This window comes from Flavobacterium soyangense (assembly GCF_015277675.1).
GTDB classification, from domain to species: domain Bacteria; phylum Bacteroidota; class Bacteroidia; order Flavobacteriales; family Flavobacteriaceae; genus Flavobacterium; species Flavobacterium soyangense.
The window spans coordinates 1-24,460 of record NZ_JADHEC010000042.1 but is presented as its reverse complement, the minus strand read 5'-3'; the positions used below and the strand labels follow the sequence as shown (position 1 = coordinate 24,460).

14 protein-coding genes and 1 pseudogene are annotated in these 24,460 nt (G+C 35.3%); 13 read left to right on the top strand and 2 right to left on the bottom strand.

The window, feature by feature from the left end; all coding sequences use genetic code 11:
- Window positions 1–97 (top strand): annotated as a pseudogene (locus IR213_RS14420) (IS982 family transposase); the annotation flags it as partial.
- Between the two features lie 127 nt (window positions 98–224).
- Here IR213_RS14420 and ppdK read toward each other — a convergent pair.
- The gene (gene ppdK / locus IR213_RS14415; protein WP_194313007.1) at window positions 225–2,978 is read right to left on the bottom strand and encodes a pyruvate, phosphate dikinase; all 2,754 of its coding nucleotides are present in this window, start codon (window positions 2,976–2,978) and stop codon (window positions 225–227) included.
- Between the two features lie 290 nt (window positions 2,979–3,268).
- Between ppdK and IR213_RS14410 the strand changes: the two genes are divergently transcribed.
- The 9 genes from IR213_RS14410 (at window position 3,269) to IR213_RS14370 (ending at window position 18,467) form a co-directional block, all read left to right on the top strand.
- Entirely contained in the window at window positions 3,269–3,829 is a 561-nt protein-coding gene (locus IR213_RS14410) for an acetate uptake transporter (protein WP_194313006.1), read from the top strand.
- A 102-nt stretch (window positions 3,830–3,931) separates the two neighbouring features.
- Window positions 3,932–5,839 carry an acetate--CoA ligase gene (gene acs / locus IR213_RS14405; protein WP_194313005.1) on the top strand — a complete coding sequence of 636 codons (1,908 nt, stop codon included), beginning with the start codon at window positions 3,932–3,934 and terminating at the stop codon, window positions 5,837–5,839.
- Window positions 5,840–6,345: 506 nt separating this feature from the next.
- Complete coding sequence (locus tag IR213_RS14400; RefSeq protein WP_194313004.1) at window positions 6,346–7,380, top strand: LacI family DNA-binding transcriptional regulator; 1,035 nt, start codon at window positions 6,346–6,348, stop codon at window positions 7,378–7,380.
- A 193-nt stretch (window positions 7,381–7,573) separates the two neighbouring features.
- Window positions 7,574–8,905, top strand: a complete 1,332-nt coding sequence (locus tag IR213_RS14395) for an MFS transporter (protein WP_194313003.1) — start codon at window positions 7,574–7,576, stop codon at window positions 8,903–8,905.
- 14 nt (window positions 8,906–8,919) lie between these two features.
- Window positions 8,920–9,576, top strand: a complete 657-nt coding sequence (gene pgmB / locus IR213_RS14390) for a beta-phosphoglucomutase (protein ID WP_194313002.1) — start codon at window positions 8,920–8,922, stop codon at window positions 9,574–9,576.
- Between the two features lie 12 nt (window positions 9,577–9,588).
- The gene (locus IR213_RS14385) at window positions 9,589–11,895 is read left to right on the top strand and encodes a glycoside hydrolase family 65 protein (RefSeq protein WP_194313001.1); all 2,307 of its coding nucleotides are present in this window, start codon (window positions 9,589–9,591) and stop codon (window positions 11,893–11,895) included.
- Between the two features lie 17 nt (window positions 11,896–11,912).
- On the top strand, window positions 11,913–14,027 hold the full coding sequence (locus tag IR213_RS14380; RefSeq protein ID WP_194313000.1) for a glycoside hydrolase family 97 protein: 2,115 nt from the start codon (window positions 11,913–11,915) through the stop codon (window positions 14,025–14,027).
- A 54-nt stretch (window positions 14,028–14,081) separates the two neighbouring features.
- Complete coding sequence (locus IR213_RS14375) at window positions 14,082–15,917, top strand: glycoside hydrolase family 13 protein (protein ID WP_194312999.1); 1,836 nt, start codon at window positions 14,082–14,084, stop codon at window positions 15,915–15,917.
- A gap of 729 nt (window positions 15,918–16,646) precedes the next feature.
- A complete protein-coding gene (locus tag IR213_RS14370) occupies window positions 16,647–18,467 on the top strand; it encodes a glycoside hydrolase family 13 protein (protein WP_194312998.1) in 1,821 nt (606 codons plus the stop codon).
- Between the two features lie 13 nt (window positions 18,468–18,480).
- On the opposite strand, the gene IR213_RS14365 is transcribed toward IR213_RS14370, so the two are convergent.
- Complete coding sequence (locus tag IR213_RS14365) at window positions 18,481–21,192, bottom strand: M16 family metallopeptidase (protein ID WP_194312997.1); 2,712 nt, start codon at window positions 21,190–21,192, stop codon at window positions 18,481–18,483.
- Window positions 21,193–21,347: 155 nt separating this feature from the next.
- On the opposite strand from IR213_RS14365, the gene IR213_RS14360 reads away from it, so the two are divergent.
- The 3 genes from IR213_RS14360 to IR213_RS14350 form a co-directional block, all read left to right on the top strand.
- Entirely contained in the window at window positions 21,348–22,025 is a 678-nt protein-coding gene (locus tag IR213_RS14360) for a glycerophosphodiester phosphodiesterase (RefSeq protein WP_194312996.1), read from the top strand.
- Complete coding sequence (locus IR213_RS14355; protein WP_194312995.1) at window positions 22,022–23,230, top strand: BaiN/RdsA family NAD(P)/FAD-dependent oxidoreductase; 1,209 nt, start codon at window positions 22,022–22,024, stop codon at window positions 23,228–23,230. Before IR213_RS14360 ends, IR213_RS14355 begins: the two co-directional genes overlap by 4 nt.
- 129 nt (window positions 23,231–23,359) lie before the next feature.
- On the top strand, window positions 23,360–24,460 hold a 1,101-nt coding region (locus IR213_RS14350; protein WP_194312994.1), incomplete at its 3' end, for an immunoglobulin domain-containing protein.

Here is a 24,460-nt window from a genome sequence, read left to right as displayed (position 1 = left end):
AATTTTAGCTAAAATAACAGCTTTAACTTTGGTTCAATTCATCAATAGATTTATTTTTGAAAGACCAATAAACAATATTAAAACACAAATAGTTTAATTACACCCAACGGGTTATATTACAATTGAGGTTTCCCGTAAACCAACCATTTTTTAATTCTAAACAAAAAAAACGGCAACCCATTGAGGATGCCGTTTTCATTATAAATAAAAGATGTTTTTAAAACTTATTTCCTAGGAAATTGCAAAGCCGCTTGAGCCGCTGCTAATCTTGCAATTGGCACACGGAAAGGAGAACAACTTACATAGTTCATCCCAATTTTGTGACAGAAAACAACGCTTTCAGGATCTCCACCGTGTTCGCCACAAATACCTACTTTTAGATTTGGTTTTGTCTGACGGCCTCTCTCTACTCCAATTTTTATCAACTCACCCACACCTTCTTGGTCAATAGTTTGGAAAGGGTCATCCGGAAGAATTCCAAGGTCAAGATATTTTGGAAGGAATCCACCAATATCATCACGGCTGAAACCAAAACTCATTTGTGTTAAGTCATTGGTTCCAAAACTGAAGAAATCAGCTTCTTCTGCCATACTATTTGCTTTCAATGCCGCACGAGGAATTTCGATCATTGTTCCATACAAATATGGAATTTTTTTAACCCCTAATTTTTCGCAGGTTTCCTTGTACACTGCATCGACGATTTCTCTTTGATGTTTTAATTCATTTTTAGAACAAGTAACAGGAACCATAATTTCAGGCATTGCTTTTTTACCTTCCTGAATCAACTCAGCCGATGCTTCAAAGATAGCTCTAATTTGCATTTCGGTGATTTCAGGATAACTAACTCCTAAACGAACTCCTCTATGACCAAGCATTGGATTATTTTCGTGCAGCGCCAGAACTCTTCTGTTCAACACACCCATACTGATTCCTAATTCTTTGCTTAACTGAATTAATTTTTCTTTATCATGAGGAACAAACTCGTGCAATGGTGGATCGAGCAAACGAATTGTTACCGGAAAACCACTCATAACGCCCAATGTTCTTTTAATATCTTTCTTCACATATACGAATAAACCATTCAAAGCAGTTCTTCTTTCTTTTTCAGTTTTACTCACAATCATTTTGCGCAATAAGAAAAGTGGCTGATCGCTTCCTTCGCCATAAAACATGTGCTCTGTACGGAAAAGTCCAATTCCTTCGGCTCCAAATTTTGCTCCTTGTTCAGCATCACCAGGAGTTTCGGCATTGGTACGAACGCCTATCACTTTTGTTTTATCCACTAACTTCATTAGGTTTTTGTAGGATTGATTTTTATCTAAATCCACATCTACTAAATCCATACTCCCAAGGTAAACAAGCCCTTTTGTACCGTCAAGACTTAACCAATCGCCTTCTTTTATAAAAGTACCATCGTTAGCTCTAAAAGATTTGGTTTCGCTATTAATTTGAATGTCATTACAACCTACGATACAACATTTTCCCCAACCTCTTGCCACTAATGCGGCGTGAGAAGTCATTCCTCCTTTGGTGGTTAGAATGGCTTGTGATTTGTGCATTCCATCTACATCTTCGGGAGAAGTTTCTTCTCTTACTAAGATTACTTTTTCACCTTTACTTGCCCACTCAACAGCATCGCTAGACGAGAAAACTACGCGTCCTTTTGCTCCACCAGGTCCTGCAGGCAATCCTTTTGCAATAGCTTTTGTTATTTTTTGTATTTCAGGATTTAGCATTGGCAACAATAATTCCACTAATTGGTTTGGCGCTACTCGCATAACAGCAGTATTTGCATCAATTAATTTTGAATTATACATATCGCTTGCAATTTTCACCGCAGCAACTCCATTACGTTTTCCGATACGACATTGCAACATATAAAGCGTTCCCTTTTCGATGGTGAACTCAATATCCTGCATGTCTTTATAATGCTCTTCTAATCTGTTTTGAATAGAAAACAACTTTTTATAAGCTTCCGGCATTACTTCTTCAAGTGTTGGCAAGTGTTTACTTTGGTCGTTTTTAGATTTATTGTTTACTGGAGCCGGAGTTCTAATACCTGCTACTACGTCTTCTCCTTGAGCATTTAATAAATATTCTCCATAAAAATAATCTTCACCATTACCAGGATTTCTTGTAAAAGCAACCCCTGTGGCACTTGATTCTCCCATGTTTCCGAAAACCATGGCTTGTACATTTACGGCAGTTCCCCATTGGTGTGGAATATTTTCAATACGACGGTATTCGATGGCTCGTTTTCCCATCCAGCTGCTAAAAACGCCTCCGATACTTCCCCATAATTGTTCGTTTGGATCTTCTGGAAATGGTGCGCCTAATACTTTAATAATTGTGGCTTTAAATTCTTTTACCAACGCTTTTAATTCCTCAACCGTTAAATCTGTATCATTTTGATATCCTTGTTTGTGTTTAACTTTTTCAAGTTTTTCGTCTAATACTTTTCGGATTCCTTTTCCGTCTTTAGGCTCAATTCCGTTTGCTTTTTCCATCACCACATCGGCATACATCATTATCAAACGACGGTAAGCATCATAAGCAAAACGGGCATCACCCGATTGTTTGATCACACCTTCGATGGTTTGTTCGTTTAATCCAATATTCAAAACGGTATCCATCATTCCCGGCATTGATTTTCTTGCGCCAGAACGAACAGAAAGCAATAAAGGATTGTTTACATCACCAAATTTCTTGCCCATTTCTTGTTCTACCGCAGCCAGAGCATTTTCTGTCTGAGCCTGAAGTTCAACTGGGTATTTCTTTTTATTATCGTAATAAGCGGTACATACTTCTGTAGTTAGTGTATATCCCGGAGGAACAGGCAATAAAAGATTGGGGTGTCCCGCCATTTCAGCCAAATTGGCTCCTTTGCCTCCCAACAAATTTTTCATAGATTCATTACCGTCTGCTTTGCCGCCACCGAAATAATATACATATTTTGTAGCTTTTTTAACTTGTGCCATATTAATAAATTTTATTTATGATTATTCTATTGTAAAAATATTTCTCTCAAAGGTATAGGCAATACATTTTAAAAAAAATGATAATTGTCATATTTAAAAGTCTCTGCGGTCATTTTTGGAAAAACCCAGAATACAAGCCTGAGCTTCAAAATGAAAATTTTTATTCGAAAAATCCAACAGGTTTGATATATTTGTGAACACTATTGTAAAAGATTGTGTGTTTTTTTGGAGAAAAAGAGAAAATTACATTCAATAACCAATAAAAAACAACTTTAAATTTAACGATTTTTATGGAACAAATCATCAAAGACACGACAGCAAATCCGGCACCGTTAGGCCTTTTTGGTTTTGGAATGACCACTATTTTATTAAACCTTCATAATGCAGGATTTTATGAACTCAACTCCATGATTATGGCAATGGGAATATTTATTGGAGGAACGCAGCAAGTTATTGCCGGAATTATGGAATGGAAAAAAGGCAATGGGTTTGGGATGTCAGCCTTTACTTCTTATGGTTTCTTTTGGTTGTCCCTCGTTGCTATATGGATTCTCCCTTTGATGGGCGTAACTAAACCTGACGGAACTTCAATGGGCTTTTATTTGGGATTATGGGGGTTATTTACATTGGCTTTTTTCTTTGGAACACTTAACGGAAACACTATTGGTAAACTTATTTTTGGCTCTCTAGTTGTTTTATTTGCACTATTGTCCGTAGCTAGTTTTACCGGAAATTCAGACATTCATACCGTTGCGGGTTACGAAGGAATTCTATGTGGGCCTTTTGCTTTTTATGAAGGTGCCGCAATAGTAATCAATGAAAAACTAGGAAGAAAAGCATTGCCACTATAAAAAAGTATGACTTTTTTGTGCTAAAAGCTTTGTAATAGCGGTCAATTATTCATTCATAGATGAAATGAATACTTAAAAAAGAAAATAAATATACCAATAATTATGAGTTACTACAAAATCGAAAATTTAGAACAATACTTCAAGCATTATAACAAATCCGTTCGTGAACCTAGAAAATTTTGGAATAAAATAGCCTCCGAAAACTTCACTTGGTACCAAGAATGCGAAAAAGTAATGGAGTTTGATATGGCCGAAGCTAAGATTGAATGGTTTAAAGACGCCAAAGTAAACATCGTCAAAAATTGTCTGGACCGGCATCTTGCCAAAAGAGGTGAGAAAACAGCCATCATTTTTGAACCCAATAATCCAAATGAAGAAGCTCAACACATAACCTATAACGATTTATATACGAGAGTTTCTAAAATGGCAAATGTCCTGCGCGAACAAGGCATCAATAAAGGGGATCGGGTTTGTATTTATTTACCTATGATTCCTGAATTGGCCGTTTCTATTTTAGCTTGTGCTAGGATTGGAGCCATTCACTCGGTTGTTTTTGCAGGATTTTCAGCTTCGGCAGTAGCTACAAGAATCAATGATTGTGATTGTAAAATGGCCATTACCTCAGATGGTGGATTCAGGGGCGAAAAAACAATAGATTTAAAAGGAATTATTGATGAAGCATTAAAAAGCTGTCCTAGCGTAAAAACCGTTTTGGTTGCTAAAAGAACCAATACTCCCATAGTTATGAAAGAAGGGCGTGACCTATGGTTACAACCCTTAGTTGATGATGCTTCGGACAATTGTGTTGCCGAAATTATGGATGCCGAAGATCCTCTATTCATACTTTATACTTCAGGTTCAACCGGAAAACCAAAAGGAATGGTACATACAACGGCCGGATATATGGTGTACACCGCTTATACCTTTAAGAATGTTTTCAATTATGAAGAAAATGATATCTTCTGGTGTACCGCTGATATAGGCTGGATTACCGGGCATTCCTATATTTTATACGGCCCTTTATTAAATGGCGCAACAACTGTGATTTTCGAAGGAGTTCCTTCTTATCCTGATTTTAGCCGTTTTTGGGAAACAATCGAAAAACATAAAATAACTCAATTTTATACTGCGCCAACAGCTATTCGTGCTTTGGCAAAAGAAAATTTAGAATACGTTCAAAAGTATCCGTTAAAATCATTAAAAGTTATTGGATCAGTTGGAGAACCTATCAACGAGGAAGCCTGGCACTGGTATAATGACCACGTTGGCGGAAAAAGATGCCCATTAGTGGATACTTGGTGGCAAACAGAAACTGGAGGAATTATGATTTCGGCAATTCCGTTTGTGACTCCTACAAAACCAACTTATGCTTCCTTGCCATTGCCAGGAATTCAACCTGTTTTGATGGATGAAAAACGCAATGAAATTGAAGGCAATCAAGTTACCGGAAGTTTGTGCATTAAATTTCCTTGGCCTGGAATCGCCAGAACAATTTGGGGCGATCATCAACGGTATAAAGATACTTATTTCAGTGCTTTTCCAGGAAAATATTTCACCGGAGATGGAGCATTACGTGATGAAGTAGGTTATTATAGAATCACTGGTCGTGTAGATGACGTGGTAATTGTTTCCGGACATAATCTTGGAACAGCACCAATCGAAGATGCGATAAACGAACATCCGGCAGTTGCCGAAAGTGCTATTGTAGGTTTCCCTCACGATGTCAAGGGAAATGCTTTATATGGATTTGTAATCCTGAAAGAATCCGGGGAAAATCGTGACAGGGAAAATCTTATCAAGGAGATAAACCAACACGTTTCAGACCATATTGGCCCCATAGCCAAGTTAGATAAAATACAGTTTGTTTCCGGCTTGCCAAAAACACGTTCAGGCAAAATCATGCGTCGAATTCTTCGCAAAATAGCCGAAGGTGATTACTCTAATTTTGGAGACACCTCCACTTTATTGAACCCTGAAATAATAGATGAAATAAAAAACGGGAGATTATAAGATATCACGCCATGTAAATACAAATCAGAAAATTAACGCCTGAATCAGGTGCCTATAAAACGATGTCGTTTTTTAGTTGAACAGCCGGGATCGACAACCATTGGGAAAACAGAATTTTAGGACAGGGCTTTTTGAGACGGCATCTTCCATATCTGTCCTCAGCGCAAAGGAACTAACCGTCACCCTGATATTTCATCACTTACACAGTCCCAGACACCTTTGGATCCGTAAACCAAAAGGGGTGAAGGTGCAATAAAAACGAAAGCCTGTATAAAATGCCTTTGTTTTTTTGTCAATCTGTTTTGGTTTTTGTTTTTACCTTTACTTCGAATGTCAAATTTAGATAAATATTAATACCGCCAACAGAAACGAAAATCAAATAAGTTACGAAAACGTGGTAGTGTTGAAAACTTTTTATTTTGTTGAAGTTTTTAGGGTTGATTTTGACATCCCCCCGGATTTAATTTTATCTCAATTACGAAAATGATTTTTATCAAATCCCCAATATGAAAAAGAAGATTACCCTTAAACAAATTGCCAGGGAACTGGATGTGTCTATTTCTACCGTTTCTAAATCCCTGAGAAACAGTTTAGAAATAGGTGAAGAAACCAGATTAAAAGTGCAGGCTTTTGCCAAGTTTTATCATTACAAACCTAACAATATTGCCCTTAGTTTAAAAAACAGAAAGACAAAAACCATAGGGGTTATTATTCCCGAAATCGTGCATTATTTCTTCTCTACTGTAATTAATGGAATAGAGCATGTAGCTAATGAAAACGGATACAGTGTAATAATTTGTTTATCGGATGATTCCTTTGACAAAGAGGTGTTAAATATGGAGTTGCTGGCCAATGGAAGCATCGACGGATTTATTATGTCTCTTTCTAAGGAAACTCAACAGAAAAAAGATTTTCATCATATTAGTGAAGTCATCAATCAAGGAATGCCTGTAGTTATGTTCGACCGGGTTACTAATGATATTCAATGCGACAAAGTAATCAATAATGATGAATTAGCCTCTTATGAAGCCGTACAAAGTTTGATTGATAAGGGAAGAAAAAAAATTGCCTTGGTAACAACAGTCGACTATGTAAGCGTAGGAAAACTAAGAACTGACGGATATACTAAAGCATTATTAGACAATAACATTCCATTCGATGAAAAACTAATTATTAAAATAGAAAACATAGACAATTTCGGAATGAAAATAGATAAATTGCTCGAAGACAGAGCTATAGATGCTGTTTTTGCCGTAAACGAACTATTTGCCGTAACCATCATTAAAACTGCAAATAAAATGGGGTTAAAAGTTCCCGAAGATCTAGGAGTTATCGCTTTTACTGATGGGATTATTTCTAAATATTCAACTCCAACAATTACTACCATAAGTCAAAGAGGAATGGAAATGGGCAAGGTCGCCGCAAAAATTCTTATCGATAGATTAGAATCTGAGGAAGAAGAATTAGAAGAAGAGGAAGTAGAAGTATATAAAACCGTAGTAATTGAAACCCGTTTGATAGAAAGAGAATCGACAAATTAGCTACAAAATGATTTATTTATTCACACTATTACGTTGTAGTTGTGGGTATGTCCATTTATTCTGTAATCTAAAATATTAAGTTATAAATTCTTTTATATATTTACACAATTCAAAACTTTTACTTTTACTTCGAAAAATGAGTTAAGTTTTGATAAGCAAGGCGCTTATCGTACGTTTAAAACAAAATACGATAATGAAAAAACCCAAATTAAGTTTTTGGCAAATCTGGAATCTAAGCTTTGGATTCCTGGGGGTACAGATTGGATATTCACTACAAAATGGTAATACCAGCAGAATATTGGAGGCTCTTGGCGCCGATGTTCACAGCATTGGTTATTTTTGGTTGGCAGCACCTCTTGCAGGTTTAATTGTACAACCTATCATTGGTCTATCAAGCGATAAAACCTGGACACGTCTTGGACGCAGAATTCCATTTATCTTTTTTGGAGCAATTGTTTCTGCTTTGGCGATGTTTTTTATGCCAAATGCAGAATACTTTACCTATCTGTTACCACCATTAATTTTTGGTGCCGTGATGCTTCTTTTAATGGATACTTCATTTAATGTAACTATGCAACCCTTTAGAGCCCTTGTTGGCGATATGGTCAATGACGAGCAGAAAAACCTTGGCTATTCTTTGCAAAGTGCTTTAATCAATTTTGGAGCAGTGTTTGGTTCCTTATTGCCCTGGATTCTTGCTAAAGCAGGTGTTGCAAATGTGCCCGCAGCCGGCGAAAAAGTGGCGGCTTCCGTAATATGGTCATTCTATATAGGAGGAGCCATCTTATTGATAACTGTACTTTGGACAGCTTTTAGAACCAAAGAATATGCTCCAAAAGAACATGCCCAATACAATGACATTGATTTAGAATCTAAAACTGTAACCGAAAAAACAAGCATTTTCAAGTTAATCGCAAACGCTCCAAAAATCTTTTGGCAATTGGGAATTGTACAATTCTTTTCTTGGTTTGCTTTATTTTTAATGTGGGTTTACACCACCAGAGCCATTGCAAACCAAGTTTGGGGAGCAGAAGCTTTAGACCCAAAATCCATTGGTTTCAACGAAGCCGGAGACTGGACAGGCGTAATGTTTGCCTTTTATAGTGGAATTGCGGCTTTATTCTCTTTGTTGATTCCATCAATTGCAAAATCAATTGGCAGAAAAAAAACTTATAGTTTTTCTCTTGTAATGGGAGGAATTGGTTTGGCTTCTATGTATTTTGTTCACGACAAATCTATTTTATTGCTTTCGATTTCGGGAGTAGGATTAGCTTGGGCAGCCATTTTAGCAATGCCATACGCTATGTTATCCGGATCATTACCGGCAGACAAAATGGGAGTTTATATGGGATTGTTTAACGCAACCATTACCATTCCGCAAATTGCGGCAGGATTATTAGGAAGTACAATTATTGCTTTATTTGGAGGTTTCCCAATGGCAATTATTGTAATCGCAGGAGTTTCAATGTTGATCGCCGGATTGGCAGTGTTTTTTGTGAAAGAAAGCATTTCAACAGCTAAATAATTTAAAAATAATTAATGAATACAAAAGCATTTATATTCGACCTTGATGGCGTCATTGTTGACACGGCGAAATACCATTATCTAGCTTGGCTTAAAATTGCCAATGAATTAGGAATCGAATTTACACTCGAACATAACGAATTATTAAAAGGAGTAAGCCGAGTGCGCTCACTTGATATCATTTTAGAATTAGGAAAAGTGGAAGCTTCGCAAGAAGACAAAAACAAATGGCTTTTTGAGAAAAATGAAAGTTACTTGTCCTATTTAGTTGACATGGACGATAGTGAAATCTTGCCAGGAGTTTTGCCGATTTTAAAATATCTGAAAGAACAAAATCAATTAATAGCATTGGGCTCGGCAAGTAAAAACGCCAGACCTATTCTCGAAAAAACGGGAACTTTAGACTATTTTAACGCTATTGTAGACGGTAATGATGTTTCGAATGCAAAACCTGATCCTGAAGTTTTCCTGATTGCAGCAAAATTATTGGGCACAACACCAGAGGATTCGATTGTTTTCGAAGATTCAGTAGCGGGAGTTCAAGCCGCAAATATCGGAGGAATGACAAGTGTGGGAATTGGCGAAGAATCAACTTTAAACGAAGCAAAATACATATTTAAAGATTTTACTCATATTGATAAAAACTTTATCGACGAATTGATTAAAAAATAACAGGAGAAAAAAATGAATCAAGATTATATAAAACCAGACAATTGGTCTATCATTGAAGAAGGATTTGATGTAGAAAGTGTAAAATCGTCCGAAAGTATTTTCAGCATCGGGAACGGTGCGATGGGGCAACGCGCCAATTTTGAAGAAAACTACACAGGAGAAACTTTTCAAGGAAGTTATATCGCCGGTATTTATTATCCGGATAAAACGAGAGTGGGCTGGTGGAAAAATGGTTATCCAAAATATTTTGCCAAAGTCTTAAATGCACCAAACTGGATAGGAATTGATATTGAAATCAACGGAGAAAATCTTGATTTAAATGCTTGCGCCAAAGTAAAAAACTTTCGTCGCGAATTGAATATGAAAGAAGGTTGGTACAACCGCTCTTTCGAGGCGACTTTGCAAAACGGAACTGAAATTAAGGTAAATATTCGTCGTTTCTTGTGTATGGATTTGGACGAAGTTGGCGTTATCAATTACGAAATTACCCCTTTAAACAAAGAAGCGAAAATAATATACAAACCCTACATTGATGCTGGCGTAACCAATGAAGATGCAAACTGGGAAGAAAAATTCTGGGAACCATTAGAAACAAAAGACCACGAAAACGAAGCTTTTGTTACGGCTCAAACCTTCAAAACGCATTTCAAGGTAACGACTTTTATGCAAAACAGCATCTTGGAAAACGGCAAAAAACTAAACCTTTCTCCTGAAATTGTTTCGGCAACCAAGGAAAAAGTTCAATTCATTTATTCAGTTTCCATAGCTAAAGGCGAAAAATCATCCATCCAAAAAATAGGTGGTTATACCGTTTCCTTGAATCACGAAAACACACTTTCTGGTGCCGAAAAAGTAATAAAAGAAGCTTTGGCAAAAGGATATGACTTATTATTAGCCGAGCAAATCGAAACTTGGTCAAAAATTTGGGAAATGTCAGATATCACAATCGATGGCGATGTGAAAGCGCAACAAGGAATCCGTTTCAATATCTTTCAATTAAATCAAACATATTCCGGTAAAGATTCCCGTTTGAATATTGGCCCAAAAGGTTTCACCGGCGAAAAATACGGAGGCTCCACTTATTGGGACACCGAAGCTTATTGTATTCCATTTTATATGGCGACAAAAGACCAGCAAGTGGCAAGGAATTTATTGACATATCGTTACAATCAATTGGACAAAGCCATTGAAAACGCAGAGAAAAACCTGGGTTTTAAAAACGGAGCCGCTTTATACCCAATGGTAACCATGAATGGCGAAGAATGTCATAACGAATGGGAAATTACCCACGAGGAAATCCACAGAAATGGGGCGATTGCTTTTGCGATTTTCAATTACCATCGTTTCACTGGCGATTATTCTTATATTCCAGAAAAAGGATTAGAAGTTCTGATTGGGATTGCCCGTTTTTGGCATCAAAGAGCTAATTTTTCGAAAGATAAAAACCAATATGTAATCTTAGGAGTTACCGGACCAAACGAATATGAGAACAACGTAAACAATAATTTCTATACCAACTATATCGCCAAATGGTGCATCGATTATGCTTATGAACAAATTCAGAAAGTGTCGCTGGAATATCCATCTGATCACAAACGCATCATCGAAAAAGTGAAATTATCAGATGTTGAATTGCAAGATTGGAAAAAAGTTTCCACCAATATGTACTTCGCAAAATCGGAAGAATTGGGAATTTATTTGCAACAAGATGAATTCTTGGACAAAGATTTGGTATTAGTAAAAGATTTGGATAAAAGCCAACGACCGATCAACCAGAAGTGGTCTTGGGACAGAATTTTGCGTTCCCCTTACATTAAACAGGCCGATGTATTGCAGTGTTTTTATTTTTTCGAAGAACATTTTTCTAAAGAAGAACTACAACGCAATTTCGAATTCTACGAAGCCTTTACCGTTCACGAAAGCTCCCTTTCTCCTTGTGTGCATTCCATTCAAGCGGCAAAATTAGACAAAATGGACATGGCATATGCTTTCTATTTAAGAACCTCCCGTTTGGACTTAGATGATTACAACAAGGAAGTTGGAGAAGGTTGCCATATCACCTCGATGGCGGGAACTTGGATGAGTATCGTAGAAGGTTTTGGCGGAATGCGTGTAAAAGATGACACGCTACATTTTTCGCCTAAAATTCCAAAAGAATGGACGGGTTATTCCTTTAAAATTAATTTCAGAAACCAGATTTTAAAAGTATCTGTTAACCATAAAGAAACCCAGTTCCATCTTGAAGGAACAAAAAACCTGACTGTTTTTGTAAACGGAAAAGAAGTAAATGTAGCACCAAACAGTTTAATAACTGTTTAAAATAAACCAGCAATAATATGAAAAAATGTATTCTAACGATCTTCGCTTTCTTTTTAACAATAGGTTTAGTAAGTGCTCAAGAGTTAAAATCTCCAAACGGAAATTTCACTATGACCTTTTCGCTTTTAAACGATGGAACACCAACTTATGCATTGACTTATAAAAACAAAGCGGTAATAAAACCAAGTAAATTAGGTTTTGAACTGAAAGACGATAAAAATTCATTATTGAATAATTTTACCGTATCAGATACAAAATCATCAACCTTTGATGAAACTTGGAAAACTGTTTGGGGTGAAGAAACTGCCATTAGAAATCATTATAATGAACTTGCAGTAACCATTAACCAAAAAGAAACCAATAGAAAAATTATAATCCGTTTTAGATTATTTGATGAAGGATTAGGTTTTCGTTACGAATTTCCTGAACAAAAAAACCTTATTTATTTCGTCATCAAAGAAGAAAGAACTGAGTTTGCAATGACTGGTGATCACACTGCTTTTTGGATTCCCGGAGATTATGACACTCAAGAATACGATTATACTGAAAGTAAATTATCAGAAATCAGAAAACTTTTTAAAAGTGCCGTAAGTTCAAATGCATCACAAAAGCAATTTTCAGACACAGGTGTTCAAACGTCATTGATGATGAAAGCAAATGATGGATTGTATATCAATATTCACGAAGCAGCTTTGATAAATTATTCTTGCATGAGTCTTAATTTAGATGATAAGACTTTTGTTTTTCAATCACAATTAACGCCAGATGCACAAGGAAACAAAGGACATATTCAAGCACCAAGTGTTTCTCCCTGGAGAACTATTATTGCAAGTTATGATGCCCGTGATGTTTTGGCTTCAAGAATGACCTTAAACTTAAACGATCCTTGTAAAATTGAAGATACTTCTTGGATTAAACCGGTAAAATATGTTGGTGTATGGTGGGAAATGATTACAGGAAAAAGCTCTTGGTCGTATACTAATGATTTTCCATCCATTCAATTAGGCGTGACCGATTATTCTAAGGCAAAACCAAATGGAACCCATGGTGCGACTACGGCAAATGTAAAAGAATACATTGACTTCGCTGCTAAAAACGGTTTTGATGGTGTTTTAGTAGAAGGTTGGAATGTGGGTTGGGAAGACTGGTTTGGCCATGAAAAAGATTATGTTTTCGATTTCGTAACGCCTTATCCAGATTTTGATGTCGTTGGAATTGAAAATTATGCCAAGTCTAAAGGTATAAAAATGATTATGCACCATGAAACTTCGGGATCGACTGGGAATTATGAAAGACACATTGACAAAGCATTTCAATTCATGAACGCTCACGGTTATGATGCTGTAAAAACAGGTTATGTAGGTAACATTTTACCATTAGGAGAACATCATTATTCGCAATCCATAGTCAATCATTACCAATTTTGCATTGAAAAAGCAGCGGAATATAAAATAATGTTGAATGCACACGAAGCAGTTCGTCCAACAGGAATCTGTAGAACGTATCCGAATATGATTGGTAACGAATCCGCACGAGGAACAGAATTTCAAGCTTTTGGCGGTTCTAAACCAAATCACACCACTATTTTACCTTTTACAAGATTAATGGGTGGGCCAATGGATTACACGCCAGGAATTTTTGAAATGGATATTTCAAAATTAAATCCATCTAATAACTCGCATGTAAATACCACTTTGGCAAACCAGCTGGGATTGTATGTTGTAATGTACAGTCCGCTACAAATGGCTGCCGATTTACCAGAAAATTACAATCGTTTCTTAGATGCGTTTCAATTTATTAAAGATGTCCCTGTAGCATGGACAGAATCTAAATATCTTGAAGCAGAACCAGGATATTATCTTACCATTGCCAGAAAAGATAAAAATTCTAACAATTGGTTTGTTGGAAATAATAATGGGGTTAAACCTAGAACTTCAACAATAAGTTTAGATTTTCTTGAAAAAGGAAAAAAATACGAAGCTACTATTTATGCAGATGCAAAAGATGCCGATTATAAAACAAACCCACAAGCTTATAAAATTACGAAGCAAAAAGTAACGAATAAAACAAAACTTTCTATGACTTCTGCCGCTGGTGGTGGTTATGCAATTAGTATTGTTGAAAGCAAATAAATTTTAAAAGTCAGCATACAATAGTATGCTGACTTTTTTTATAAATTCAAGAAAATGAAAAAATACATTTTATCCCTTTTACTCTTATTTACTTTTGTTTCAAACGCACAAATTCAAAGAGTTGAACCTCCATTTTGGTGGAGTGGCATGAATCTTTCGGAAGTTCAAATTATGTTCTACGGCAAAAATATTGCTCAAAATGACGTTTCAGTTTCAAACGGAATAGTAATCAAAAACATCAAAAAAACGGAGAATCCAAATTATGTTTTTGTAACCATCGACACTAAAAATGTAGCTACACAAAATTTTGTTTTTACATTTAAAAACGGCAAAAAATCGTTTACACAAAACTATTCCTTAAAAGCAAGAAGAGATAATTCTAAAAATCGTAAAAGCTACGATTCATCGGATGTAATTTACCTCATCATGCCAGATCGTTTTGCCAATGGAAACCCAAACAACGACAGCACAAACAACACCAATGAAAAAGGAAATAGAACAAATCCGGGCGGAAGACATGGTGGTGATATCGAAGGAATTATAAAAAACTTAGATTACATCAAAGAATTGGGTGCAACAGCACTTTGGCCGACACCACTTTGTGAAGATAACGATGAAACGTATTCCTATCACGGTTATGGTCAATCGGACGTTTATAAAATGGATTCACGTTACGGAACAAATGAAGATTATGTACGATTAAGCGCCGAATTGCATAAGCGTGGCATGAAAAATATCATGGATTACGTAACCAATCATTGGGGTTGGAAACATTGGATGTACAACGATTTACCAACCTATGATTGGATTCATCAATTTCCGGGTTATTCGCAATCGAACTACAAAATGACTACGCAATTTGATAAAAATGCTTCAAAGATTGATGCTAAAAATTGCATGGATGGATGGTTTGTACCTTCGATGCCCGACTTGAATCAATCGAATCCTTTAGTGTTAAATTATTTGACTCAAAATGCCATTTGGTGGATTGAATATGCTGATTTAGATGGTTTTCGAGTGGATACGTATTCCTATAATGACAAAGAAGGGATTTCTAAATGGACAAAAGCAATCACAGACGAATATCCGCATTTTAATATTGTAGGTGAAGTTTGGATGCACAACCAAGCCCAAATGTCATATTGGCAAAAAGACAGTAAAATTGGTGCGATTGAAAGTTATAATTCGTATTTACCAAGTGTAATGGATTTTACTTTACATGATGCTATTGGTAATGTTTTTAACGAAAATAATCAATCTTGGGACAAGGGAATGATTCAGGTTTATGACAATTTTGTAAACGATTTTTTGTATCCCAATCCGAATAATTTATTAGTGTTTGTAGAAAATCATGACACAGGTCGTTTTAACGAAATTTATAAAAACGATTTCAAAAAATACCAAATGGCGATGACGCTAATTGCAACAATTCGTGGAATTCCACAATTGTATTATGGTTCCGAAATTGGAATGAATGGAGACAAAGGAAAAGGTGATGCCGATATTAGAAAAGATTTTCCCGGTGGTTGGGATGGCGATTCCAACAATGCTTTTACAAAACAAGGCAGAACGCCAGAACAACAAAAATTCTTTGATTTTTCTTCTAAATTATTCACTTGGAGAAAATCGGCAGCAGTGATTCATTCCGGAAAAACTACCCATTATATTCCAGAAAATAATGTTTATGTATATTTTAGATACAACGAACAACAAACAGTGATGGTTGTTATCAATAATAATCCTGAAAAGCAAACCATTAAAACGAAACGTTTCAACGAAAATATTCAAAATTTCAAATCCGGTAAAGATGTTATAACGGATAAATCATATGATTTAAAAGATGAAATTGAAATAGACGGAAAGTCAGCTTTAATTTTAGAATTGCAATAAATATCACAAAGTTTTTCATTCCATTTTTCTTTATAACTTTTGTTTTTTTGCTCAAAAAAAATAGGATTGCATCAACTTATTGATTCAGGAAAATTTGATGGAATGATTTATAGAACTGATAGTTAGTTACCCAACAAAACGAATTACACCAAGAACAGTTGATGTTTGGTTACCAACAAATTATTCTAAAAAAAATACGGTGTTTTATAAATGCACGACGGTCAAATGCTTTTTGATGCTACAACTACTTGGAATAAGCAAGAATTGATGGTTGTAAAGTAATTTCAAAATTGACAAATGAAAATAAATTTGAAATGTAATTGTAGTTGCCATTTGGAACAATTCGGCAATTCGTCATTCTGATTTATTTTCGAAGAAACCACTTGAAAATTTAACTAAATAAAATCAAGATTATATTTTTAATGAAGCACATAAATCAGGTTACAATTTCATTCTTAGCGATATTAATTCGGATAACTAATTAAAAGTTCATTGTAAAGAATTAGAATCTTATATAGATGCAAATAACACAGCAATAATGGGTTTGAGTATGGGCTAATTGATTTCCAAGCATGCTATTTGCAATTATCCAAAAGTATTTTTTAAAGCGGCATTTTTTTAAGATTAAAAACTTAATAAAACTTAATGAACCTTAATATTTAATGATTTAAAAAATTAAAAATAATCAAAATGAAAAAACTATTTTTATAGTTTCTAATATGATCAACAATGTTTGCACAAATCGAAAGAATAGAACCTCCATTTTGGTACGCAGGAATGTACAATCCCAAATTGCAAATTATGTTTTACGGAAAAAACATTGCACAATTTCTGGTTACCGTTTCCAATTCAATTAAAATTACAAACGTAAAAAGAACCGAAAATCCCAATTATCTTTTTGTTACCATTGACACAAAAAATGTTAAGGCCACAGAATGTATTTTTACTTTCAAAGACAGCAATAAAAAAGCATTTACACAAAACTATTCTCTAAAACAGAGAAGAGAAAACTCGGCGCAAAGACTAAGTTACGACTCATCGGATATGATGTATTTACTGATGCCGGACCGTTTTTCCAACGGAAATCCGAATAACGACAGTGATACTTCAACCACCGAAAAATATAATCGTGAATTGCCCGAAGGAAGACACGGTGGCGACATTCAAGGCATCATTAATCATTTAGATTATATCAAAGAACTTGGCGCAACAACCCTTTGGATTACACCACTTTGCGAAGACAATGAAGCGGTTTATTCCTATCATACCTATGCCCAAACCGATGTTTACAAAATTGATCCTCGATATGGAACCAACGAAGATTATGCTCGATTAGCTGCGGAAATACATCAAAAAAACCTAAAATTAGTGATGGATTATGTCACTAATCACTGGGGTTTACAACATTGGATGATGAAAGATTTGCCAACTCAAGATTGGATTCATCTATTTGAAAATTTTACTCAAACTAATCATAGAAGAACAGTAATTCACGACACAAATGCATCGAAAATCGATACCAAAATCTGTATGGACGGCTGGTTTGCTCCATCGATGCCTGATTTGAATCAAGCGAATTCTTTGGTTTTAAACTATCTTACTCAAAATGCGATTTGGTGGATTGAATACGCTAATTTAGATGGTTTAAGAGTGGACACTTACAATTATGCCGACCCTGAAGCTATTGCAAAATGGACCAAAGCCATCACTGATGAGTATCCAAATTTTAATATAGTAGGAGAAATTTCAATGCGGGATCATGCCCAACTTTCCTATTGGCAAAAAGACAGTCCCATAGGTAAAATTCAAAATTTTAATTCTTATCTGCCCAGCCTAATGGATTTTATTTTATCGGATGCTCTTTTGACCATATTCAACGAAGATGGCAATTGGGAAACCGGAATGATAAGAATTTACAATAATTTTGCCAATGATTTTCTGTTTCCAAATGTAAATAATTTATTGATTTTTGCCGAAAATCATGACACGCAACGCATCAATCACGTTTACAAAAATGACATTGGAAAGTACAAAATGACAATGAGTTTATTGGCCACTGTGCGTGGAATTCCACAATTGTATTATGGTTCCGAAGTTGGGATGGCAGGAAACAAAGACAATGGAGGAGATGCCGCAATTCGTCAAGATTTTCCGGGAGGCTGGGAAGGTGATGCTATTAATGCCTTTACCAAAGAAGCTAGAACACAGGGACAAAATGAATATTTCGATTTTACTTCGAAGCTCTTCAATTGGAGAAAAAACAAATCGGTGCTCCATTTTGGAAAAATGACACATTACATTCCCGAAGACAATACTTATGTCTATTTCAGATACAATGCTACTGACCCGAGCGTTAGTGAACTGGCGGAGCAAAGCGTGATGGTTTTATTCAACAATAGCAGCGATACCAAAACGTTAAAAACAAATCGTTTTGCAGAAAACATCGGGAATTATAAAACCGGAAAAGACGTCATAACAGAAAAAATAATTGATGTTACAAACGAAATTTTTATGGATGCAAAATCGGTTTTGATATTGGAATTAAGATAACATATTACACACTTTATGGGATACTACTAAAATCACCAGCGTAAATCAAGATGAATTTTTGCAAATCAAAATACTTTTTCATAGCTGCATTTACCTTATTTACATCTAAAGCTTTTACTTTATTTTCATAATCAGAGTATTCTTTAAATGACTTATTCTGATCTAAATATTCTCTAAGTTGTCGGGCCAGAAACTCATCTTTTCCAAGGGTTGCCTGACGTTGTTGTAACCAAGATTTCACGGCAGCATCAAATTCTTCTTTCGTAAATCCTTTATCCAACGCTTTTTGAATTTCTTCTTTCAAAGCTTTGTCTAGTTTCTTTTTAAAGGAAGGATTAAAAAAAGCATAAACTCCCCAATCCCCAGTTTTGTCAATACCACTTCCTGAAATAAAAGAACCTGCACCATAACTCATTCCTTCAGTTTCGCGTAACCTATGTGGTATTCTGGAAGAAAGAAACCCCCCTCCAAGCAATTCGTTTGCAATTTCGACTGCAGGATAATCCGGTTCGTTCAAGCCAATTTTGAGGTTGATTTTTCCTAAAACAATAGCGTTGGTTTTGTCATTAACCTGAATAGTATTATTGTAAGCATTAACTTCAAAATATTGAGTCGGAATCCTAGTATAAGCAAATTTAGCATTCCAATTATCTAATGTTTCGGACAAAAAAGTTTTTATACTTTTCTTATCTAATCCGCCCACAAAGGCAATTTTACTGCTGCTGCCATTGTAAAAATCATTGTAATATCTTTTTAAATTATCCAAAGTAATTGTACTTAATTCAGCTAATTTTTCATCGGAAGTCTGCGAATAGTAGGGATGTGATTTTGGATATAAAGCTGTTTCCTTTTCGATTGCTTCACTGGCTAATGCCTGAGGCTCACTTTTATTGGCTTCCAATCGACTTTTGGTTTCCAATTTCAATTTTTCAAATTCGGATGCGTCAAAAATTGGGTTTCTCAAAATATCTTTAAGAATTGCCAAAGCATTGTCTAAATTATTTTTATCCGTGTTTACACCGACATACAATCCATCAACATTTCCTTTGACATTTATACTGGTTTTATATTGATCTAATTGATCGTTTATATCTTTTTTACTTCTGGTTTTCGTGCCTAATTTTAACATTTGGGCAGTTAAATCTGCAATTAAACTCTTGCCTTCCAGTGATTTTTCATCGCCCATTCGCAATAAAAATCTGGCTTCGATTTTGTCTCCTTTTGATGGTTTCTCCAGTAATGCATATTGCCCTCCCGAAGCTAATTTACCCATTTCAGTTGTTTTTAAAATATTGACAACCGAAGTTTCAAAAGTGGCTGCATTTGCTTCTAAAGTTTTGCCTTTATATCCATTTGTCAAAACTGCAATATCAGGAGTTTCGCTTACTTTTACTCGTTCTGCATTGTTTTCAGGCACAAACCTCCCCCAAGTTCTATTGCTTTGCAAATAATATTTTTTGGCAACATTTTGAATATCTGCAACTGTCAATTTTTCAATATTATCTCTATCAATAAAGAATAAACGCCAGTCGCCTGCACCAATATTTTCTGTCAATGCAATGGATAGATCAATTGTTTTATTGTAGGTGTTTCCAAATTGTTTTAATAATTCGTTTTTTGCTCTTTTCAAATCATCTTCGGTAAAAGTCATTTTTGGCACCTCATTCATCGTTTGGAGAAAAGCATCTTGCGCTATTTTCAGCTCTTTATCTTTTGGAATTTCACACGCAAAATAACTTAATCCTGGGTCTTTTAGAGTAATGCTAAACCCATAAACATTAGCTGCAAATTTCGTTTCTATCAATGCTTTGTACAAAGCGCCTGAAGGGTTGTTAGTTAAAATTGAAATCAAAGCGGTGTTTGCGGCATTTTCTTTGTCCGAAAAACTGGGCGTGTGGTATGCCATTGCCACATACTGCAAATCACCATTTCTTTTTAATTCTATAAATCGTTCCCCGTCTTGTACTGGTTCAACTGTATATGTTGGTTCAATAATTTGTCTTGATTTTGGAATAATCGCAAAATATTTTGCAATCAAATCCAAAGTTTTCTTTTCATCAAATTTCCCACCAACAATTAATGTTGCATTATCGGGTTGATAATATTTTTTGTAGAAATTTTTAAGTGAGCTTGCTTTTACTCTTTCGATATCTTCTTTACTTCCAATGGTTGAATTTCCGTAATTGTGCCAAAGATAGGCTGAAGAAAATATCCTTTCCCGCAGAATCCCCGAGGGGTCATTTTCACCTATTTCAAACTCATTTCGAACAACAGAAAACTCTTTGTCCAGATCTGATTGTAAAATAGCTGAAGTAATCATCCTGTCCGCTTCCATATCTAAAGCCCATGTCAGGTTTTCATCCGTTGCAGGAAGAATTTCATAATAATTAGTTCTGTCATAAAAAGTAGTCCCATTTGCCTCAGTTCCCTTATCTGCAATTGCTTTTTTTATTTCACTAAACTTAGAAGACCGTTTAAACAACATATGTTCTAATAAATGCGCCATTCCGGTTTCTCCATAACCTTCATTTCTTGAACCTACATTATACACAATATTTAGTACAACATTAGATTGTGCTGCATCTGGAATCAGAAGAATTTTAAGTCCGTTAGGCAAAGAATATTCTTTAATACCTTCTACTGATGTAACAAATTTTGGCAGTTGTGCAAAACTTGAACTTATCAACATACCCGATAACAAGAATGATAAAATGGTCTTTTTCATAAATGTAATTTTAAATTTAAAGAGTTGCTTTTTTAAAAAATCTTAGGTAAATATCCGACTTTTTTTAAATAGCCGTATCTTTTATTAAGAAATAAAAAACATATAAAAGACTTAACTTGAATATTTTCCTTTTTTTTGCATCTAAAAACCAGTAAATGAAGAAAATTGGACATCGTGGTGCTTCAGGATATGAACCAGAAAACACCCTAATTTCATTCGAAAAAGCAATTGATTTAAATGCTGACGGTATTGAACTCGATGTGCATTTGAGTTCGGATGGTGAATTAGTCGTTATTCATGATGAAACCGTTGACCGAACCACTGATGGAAAAGGTGCTGTAAATAATTTGTCTTTGAAAGAATTGAAAGCCTTTCGAATTGACAATTTCCAAGAAATTCCTATGCTAACTGAAGTTTTTGACTTGGTACACCAACGTTGTTTCATCAACATTGAGCTCAAAGGAATTGGAACCGCCAAACCAGTAAATAGCCTTATAAATCATTACATTTTAGATAAAAAATGGGAGATAAACGATTTTCTTATTTCAAGTTTCGATTGGAATATGCTGGAAGAATTTCATTTATTGAATCCAAAAATCCGAATTGGAGTTTTAACCGATGAATCCATTGAAGAAGCATTGGCTTTCGCCAAAAAAATAAAAGCCTTTTCTATCCATCCTGATTATGTGTTATTGTCGAAAGAAAATGTAGCTTTGATGCAAGAAAAAGGTTTCGAGGTAATCCCTTGGACGGTGAATGCGGAAGATGCCATTCAAAAAATAAAATCATTCAACGTAAACGGAATTATTTCGAATTTCCCAGATAAAATATGAACCAAAATTTCGATATTATAATTGTTGGTGGCGGTGCAGCCGGATTTTTCACAGCTATCAATATTGTGGAGAAAAGTCCGAAGCTTAAAGTCGCAATACTCGAACGCGGAAGCGAAGTGTTGTCAAAAGTCAGAGTTTCTGGTGGCGGAAGATGCAACGTGACGCACGCCTGTTTTGAACCCAACGAATTAGTAAAATTTTATCCGCGCGGCGAGAAAGAATTGCGCGGTCCTTTTCATCAATTTTGTTCAGGAGATACAGTGGAATGGTTCAGCAATCACGGTGTGGAACTCAAAATCGAAGATGACGGGCGTATGTTTCCTGTTTCAAATTCTTCACAAACCATCATCGATTGTTTTCTTCAAGCCACTCAAAAACTAGGAATTACAGTCTTTACAGGTCAGAGTGTACAATCGATTTTCAAAAAAGACAATTTTTGGAAAATTGAAACTCAAAACGAAAATTATATTACCGAGAAATTAATTCTTGCCACAGGAAGCAATCCAAAAATTTGGGAAATGCTGCAAACCTTTGGTCACGCCATCGTAAATCCCGTCCCTTCCTTATTCACTTTCAATATTAAAGACCCAAGAATAAAAGAATTACCGGGAGTTTCAGCCATAGTTTCTGTAAAAGTAAAAGACACAAAACTAACCTCAACTGGCCCTTTATTAATTACTCATTGGGGAATGAGTGGACCGGCTATTTTAAAATTGTCAGCTTGGGGCGCCCGAATTTTATTCGAAAAAAATTATCAATTCACCATTTTCGTCAATTGGCTGAATGATGTTGACACTGATGATGTCGAAAAAATTCTCAAAAATTTAAAACAAGAACACGCCAAAAAAGCAGTTTCTAAAAAATCTCCTTTTGATTTTCCAAATCGACTTTGGGAAAGTTTGGTTTTGGCTTCCAATATTCAAGAAGAAACAAAATGGGCTGATTTATCAAAAATTCAACTGCAAAACTTAGCCAATCAATTGACTAATTCCAGTTTTCAAGTTAACGGAAAAAGCACCTTCAAAGAAGAATTTGTTACCGCCGGAGGAATTGATTTGAAGGGAATTAACTTTAAAACCATGGGAAGTAAACTACAAAAAAACCTTTATTTTGCTGGAGAAATAGCAAATATTGACGCTGTCACAGGAGGCTTTAACTTTCAAAACGCTTGGACAAGTGGCTTTATTTTGGCAAATTCATTATAACTTTTAACTAAATAATTGTATTTTTGATAAAATTGTGCTGTTTATCGAACAATTTTAATCCAAATAATTGTAAAATAACTGTTTATGTTATTCCTTTACACTTTAACATTAACTAATACCAAAAATTCAATGAAAAAATTTTACTTATTAGTCGCTATATTTATAAGTCTTTTCCCTTTTGATTCATCTGCTAGCATTAACAATGGATTTAATTTAAAAAAGGATTCCCTTATTTATCAAATTAATACAAATTCGGTATTAATAAATAAAAGAACTCCAATTTTATTAGTTCCAATAACAAGTCCAACAGTATCTTCAACATCCATATGTGAAGGAGATACTTTAACTCTAACTTCAAATCCAAGTGGAGGTGTTGCTCCATACACCTATAGCTGGACTGGTCCAAATGGCTTTGTTTCAACAGATGCAAATCCAGTTATAAACAATGTAAACTTAACTAATGCAGGTGTATATTCTTTAGTCATTACAGATTTTCTTAATGCTACTTCAGTTATACAAAGCACAGCTGCTGTAACTGTAAATGCAAAAATAGATCCTGAATTTGATGCCACTTTACCCGCAATTTGTAAAGGAGGTATTGCACCTCTTTTATCAAAAACATCTACTAATGGAATTACGGGAACTTGGAATCCGTCAGTTGTGAGCAATACTACAACAGCAACATATCTTTTTACTCCTAATTCAGGACAATGTGCAAATCCATTATCATTTACTGTTTTTGTAATAAACAATGTAACTCCTAAATTTACAGTGCCATCATCTATTTGTCAAAATGATATCCCTCCTGTTTTGCCTAATATTTCAAATAACGGAATAGTTGGAACTTGGAGTCCTTCGACTGTAAGCAATACATCAACAGGTAATTATACTTTTAATCCAACTCCAAATATTGGGCAATGTGCTTTACCCATTACAGTACAAATTATTGTAAATCCATTATTGGTTATTTTCACTCCAGCTGTTCCTCCAATTTGTTCAGGAGATGTTTTAGCTCCATTGCCTACGACTTCCACTAATGGAGTTTCAGGAACTTGGAGTCCAGCAATAAACAATACTTCCACAACCACTTATACTTTTACCCCTACTGCTGGCCAATGTGCTACAACTCCTGTGACTATGACCATTGTCGTGAATCCGATTTTGGCTACTTTCATTCAAGTTTCCCCGATTTGTTCGGGTGCTGTTCTGGCTGATTTGCCTACGACTTCC

Bases quoted from the DNA above. Each gene is read 5' to 3' on its own strand.
- IR213_RS14385 (WP_194313001.1), top strand. From the start codon at position 9,589: ATGAATCAAGATTATATAAAACCAGACAATTGGTCTATCATTGAAGAA.
- IR213_RS14360 (WP_194312996.1), top strand. From the start codon at position 21,348: ATGAAGAAAATTGGACATCGTGGTGCTTCAGGATATGAACCAGAAAAC.
- acs (WP_194313005.1), top strand. From the start codon at position 3,932: ATGAGTTACTACAAAATCGAAAATTTAGAACAATACTTCAAGCATTAT.
- IR213_RS14370 (WP_194312998.1), top strand. From the start codon at position 16,647: ATGTTTGCACAAATCGAAAGAATAGAACCTCCATTTTGGTACGCAGGA.
- IR213_RS14375 (WP_194312999.1), top strand. From the start codon at position 14,082: ATGAAAAAATACATTTTATCCCTTTTACTCTTATTTACTTTTGTTTCA.
- ppdK (WP_194313007.1), bottom strand. From the start codon at position 2,978: ATGGCACAAGTTAAAAAAGCTACAAAATATGTATATTATTTCGGTGGC.
- IR213_RS14365 (WP_194312997.1), bottom strand. From the start codon at position 21,192: ATGAAAAAGACCATTTTATCATTCTTGTTATCGGGTATGTTGATAAGT.
- IR213_RS14400 (WP_194313004.1), top strand. From the start codon at position 6,346: ATGAAAAAGAAGATTACCCTTAAACAAATTGCCAGGGAACTGGATGTG.
- IR213_RS14410 (WP_194313006.1), top strand. From the start codon at position 3,269: ATGGAACAAATCATCAAAGACACGACAGCAAATCCGGCACCGTTAGGC.
- IR213_RS14355 (WP_194312995.1), top strand. From the start codon at position 22,022: ATGAACCAAAATTTCGATATTATAATTGTTGGTGGCGGTGCAGCCGGA.
- IR213_RS14395 (WP_194313003.1), top strand. From the start codon at position 7,574: ATGAAAAAACCCAAATTAAGTTTTTGGCAAATCTGGAATCTAAGCTTT.
- pgmB (WP_194313002.1), top strand. From the start codon at position 8,920: ATGAATACAAAAGCATTTATATTCGACCTTGATGGCGTCATTGTTGAC.
- IR213_RS14380 (WP_194313000.1), top strand. From the start codon at position 11,913: ATGAAAAAATGTATTCTAACGATCTTCGCTTTCTTTTTAACAATAGGT.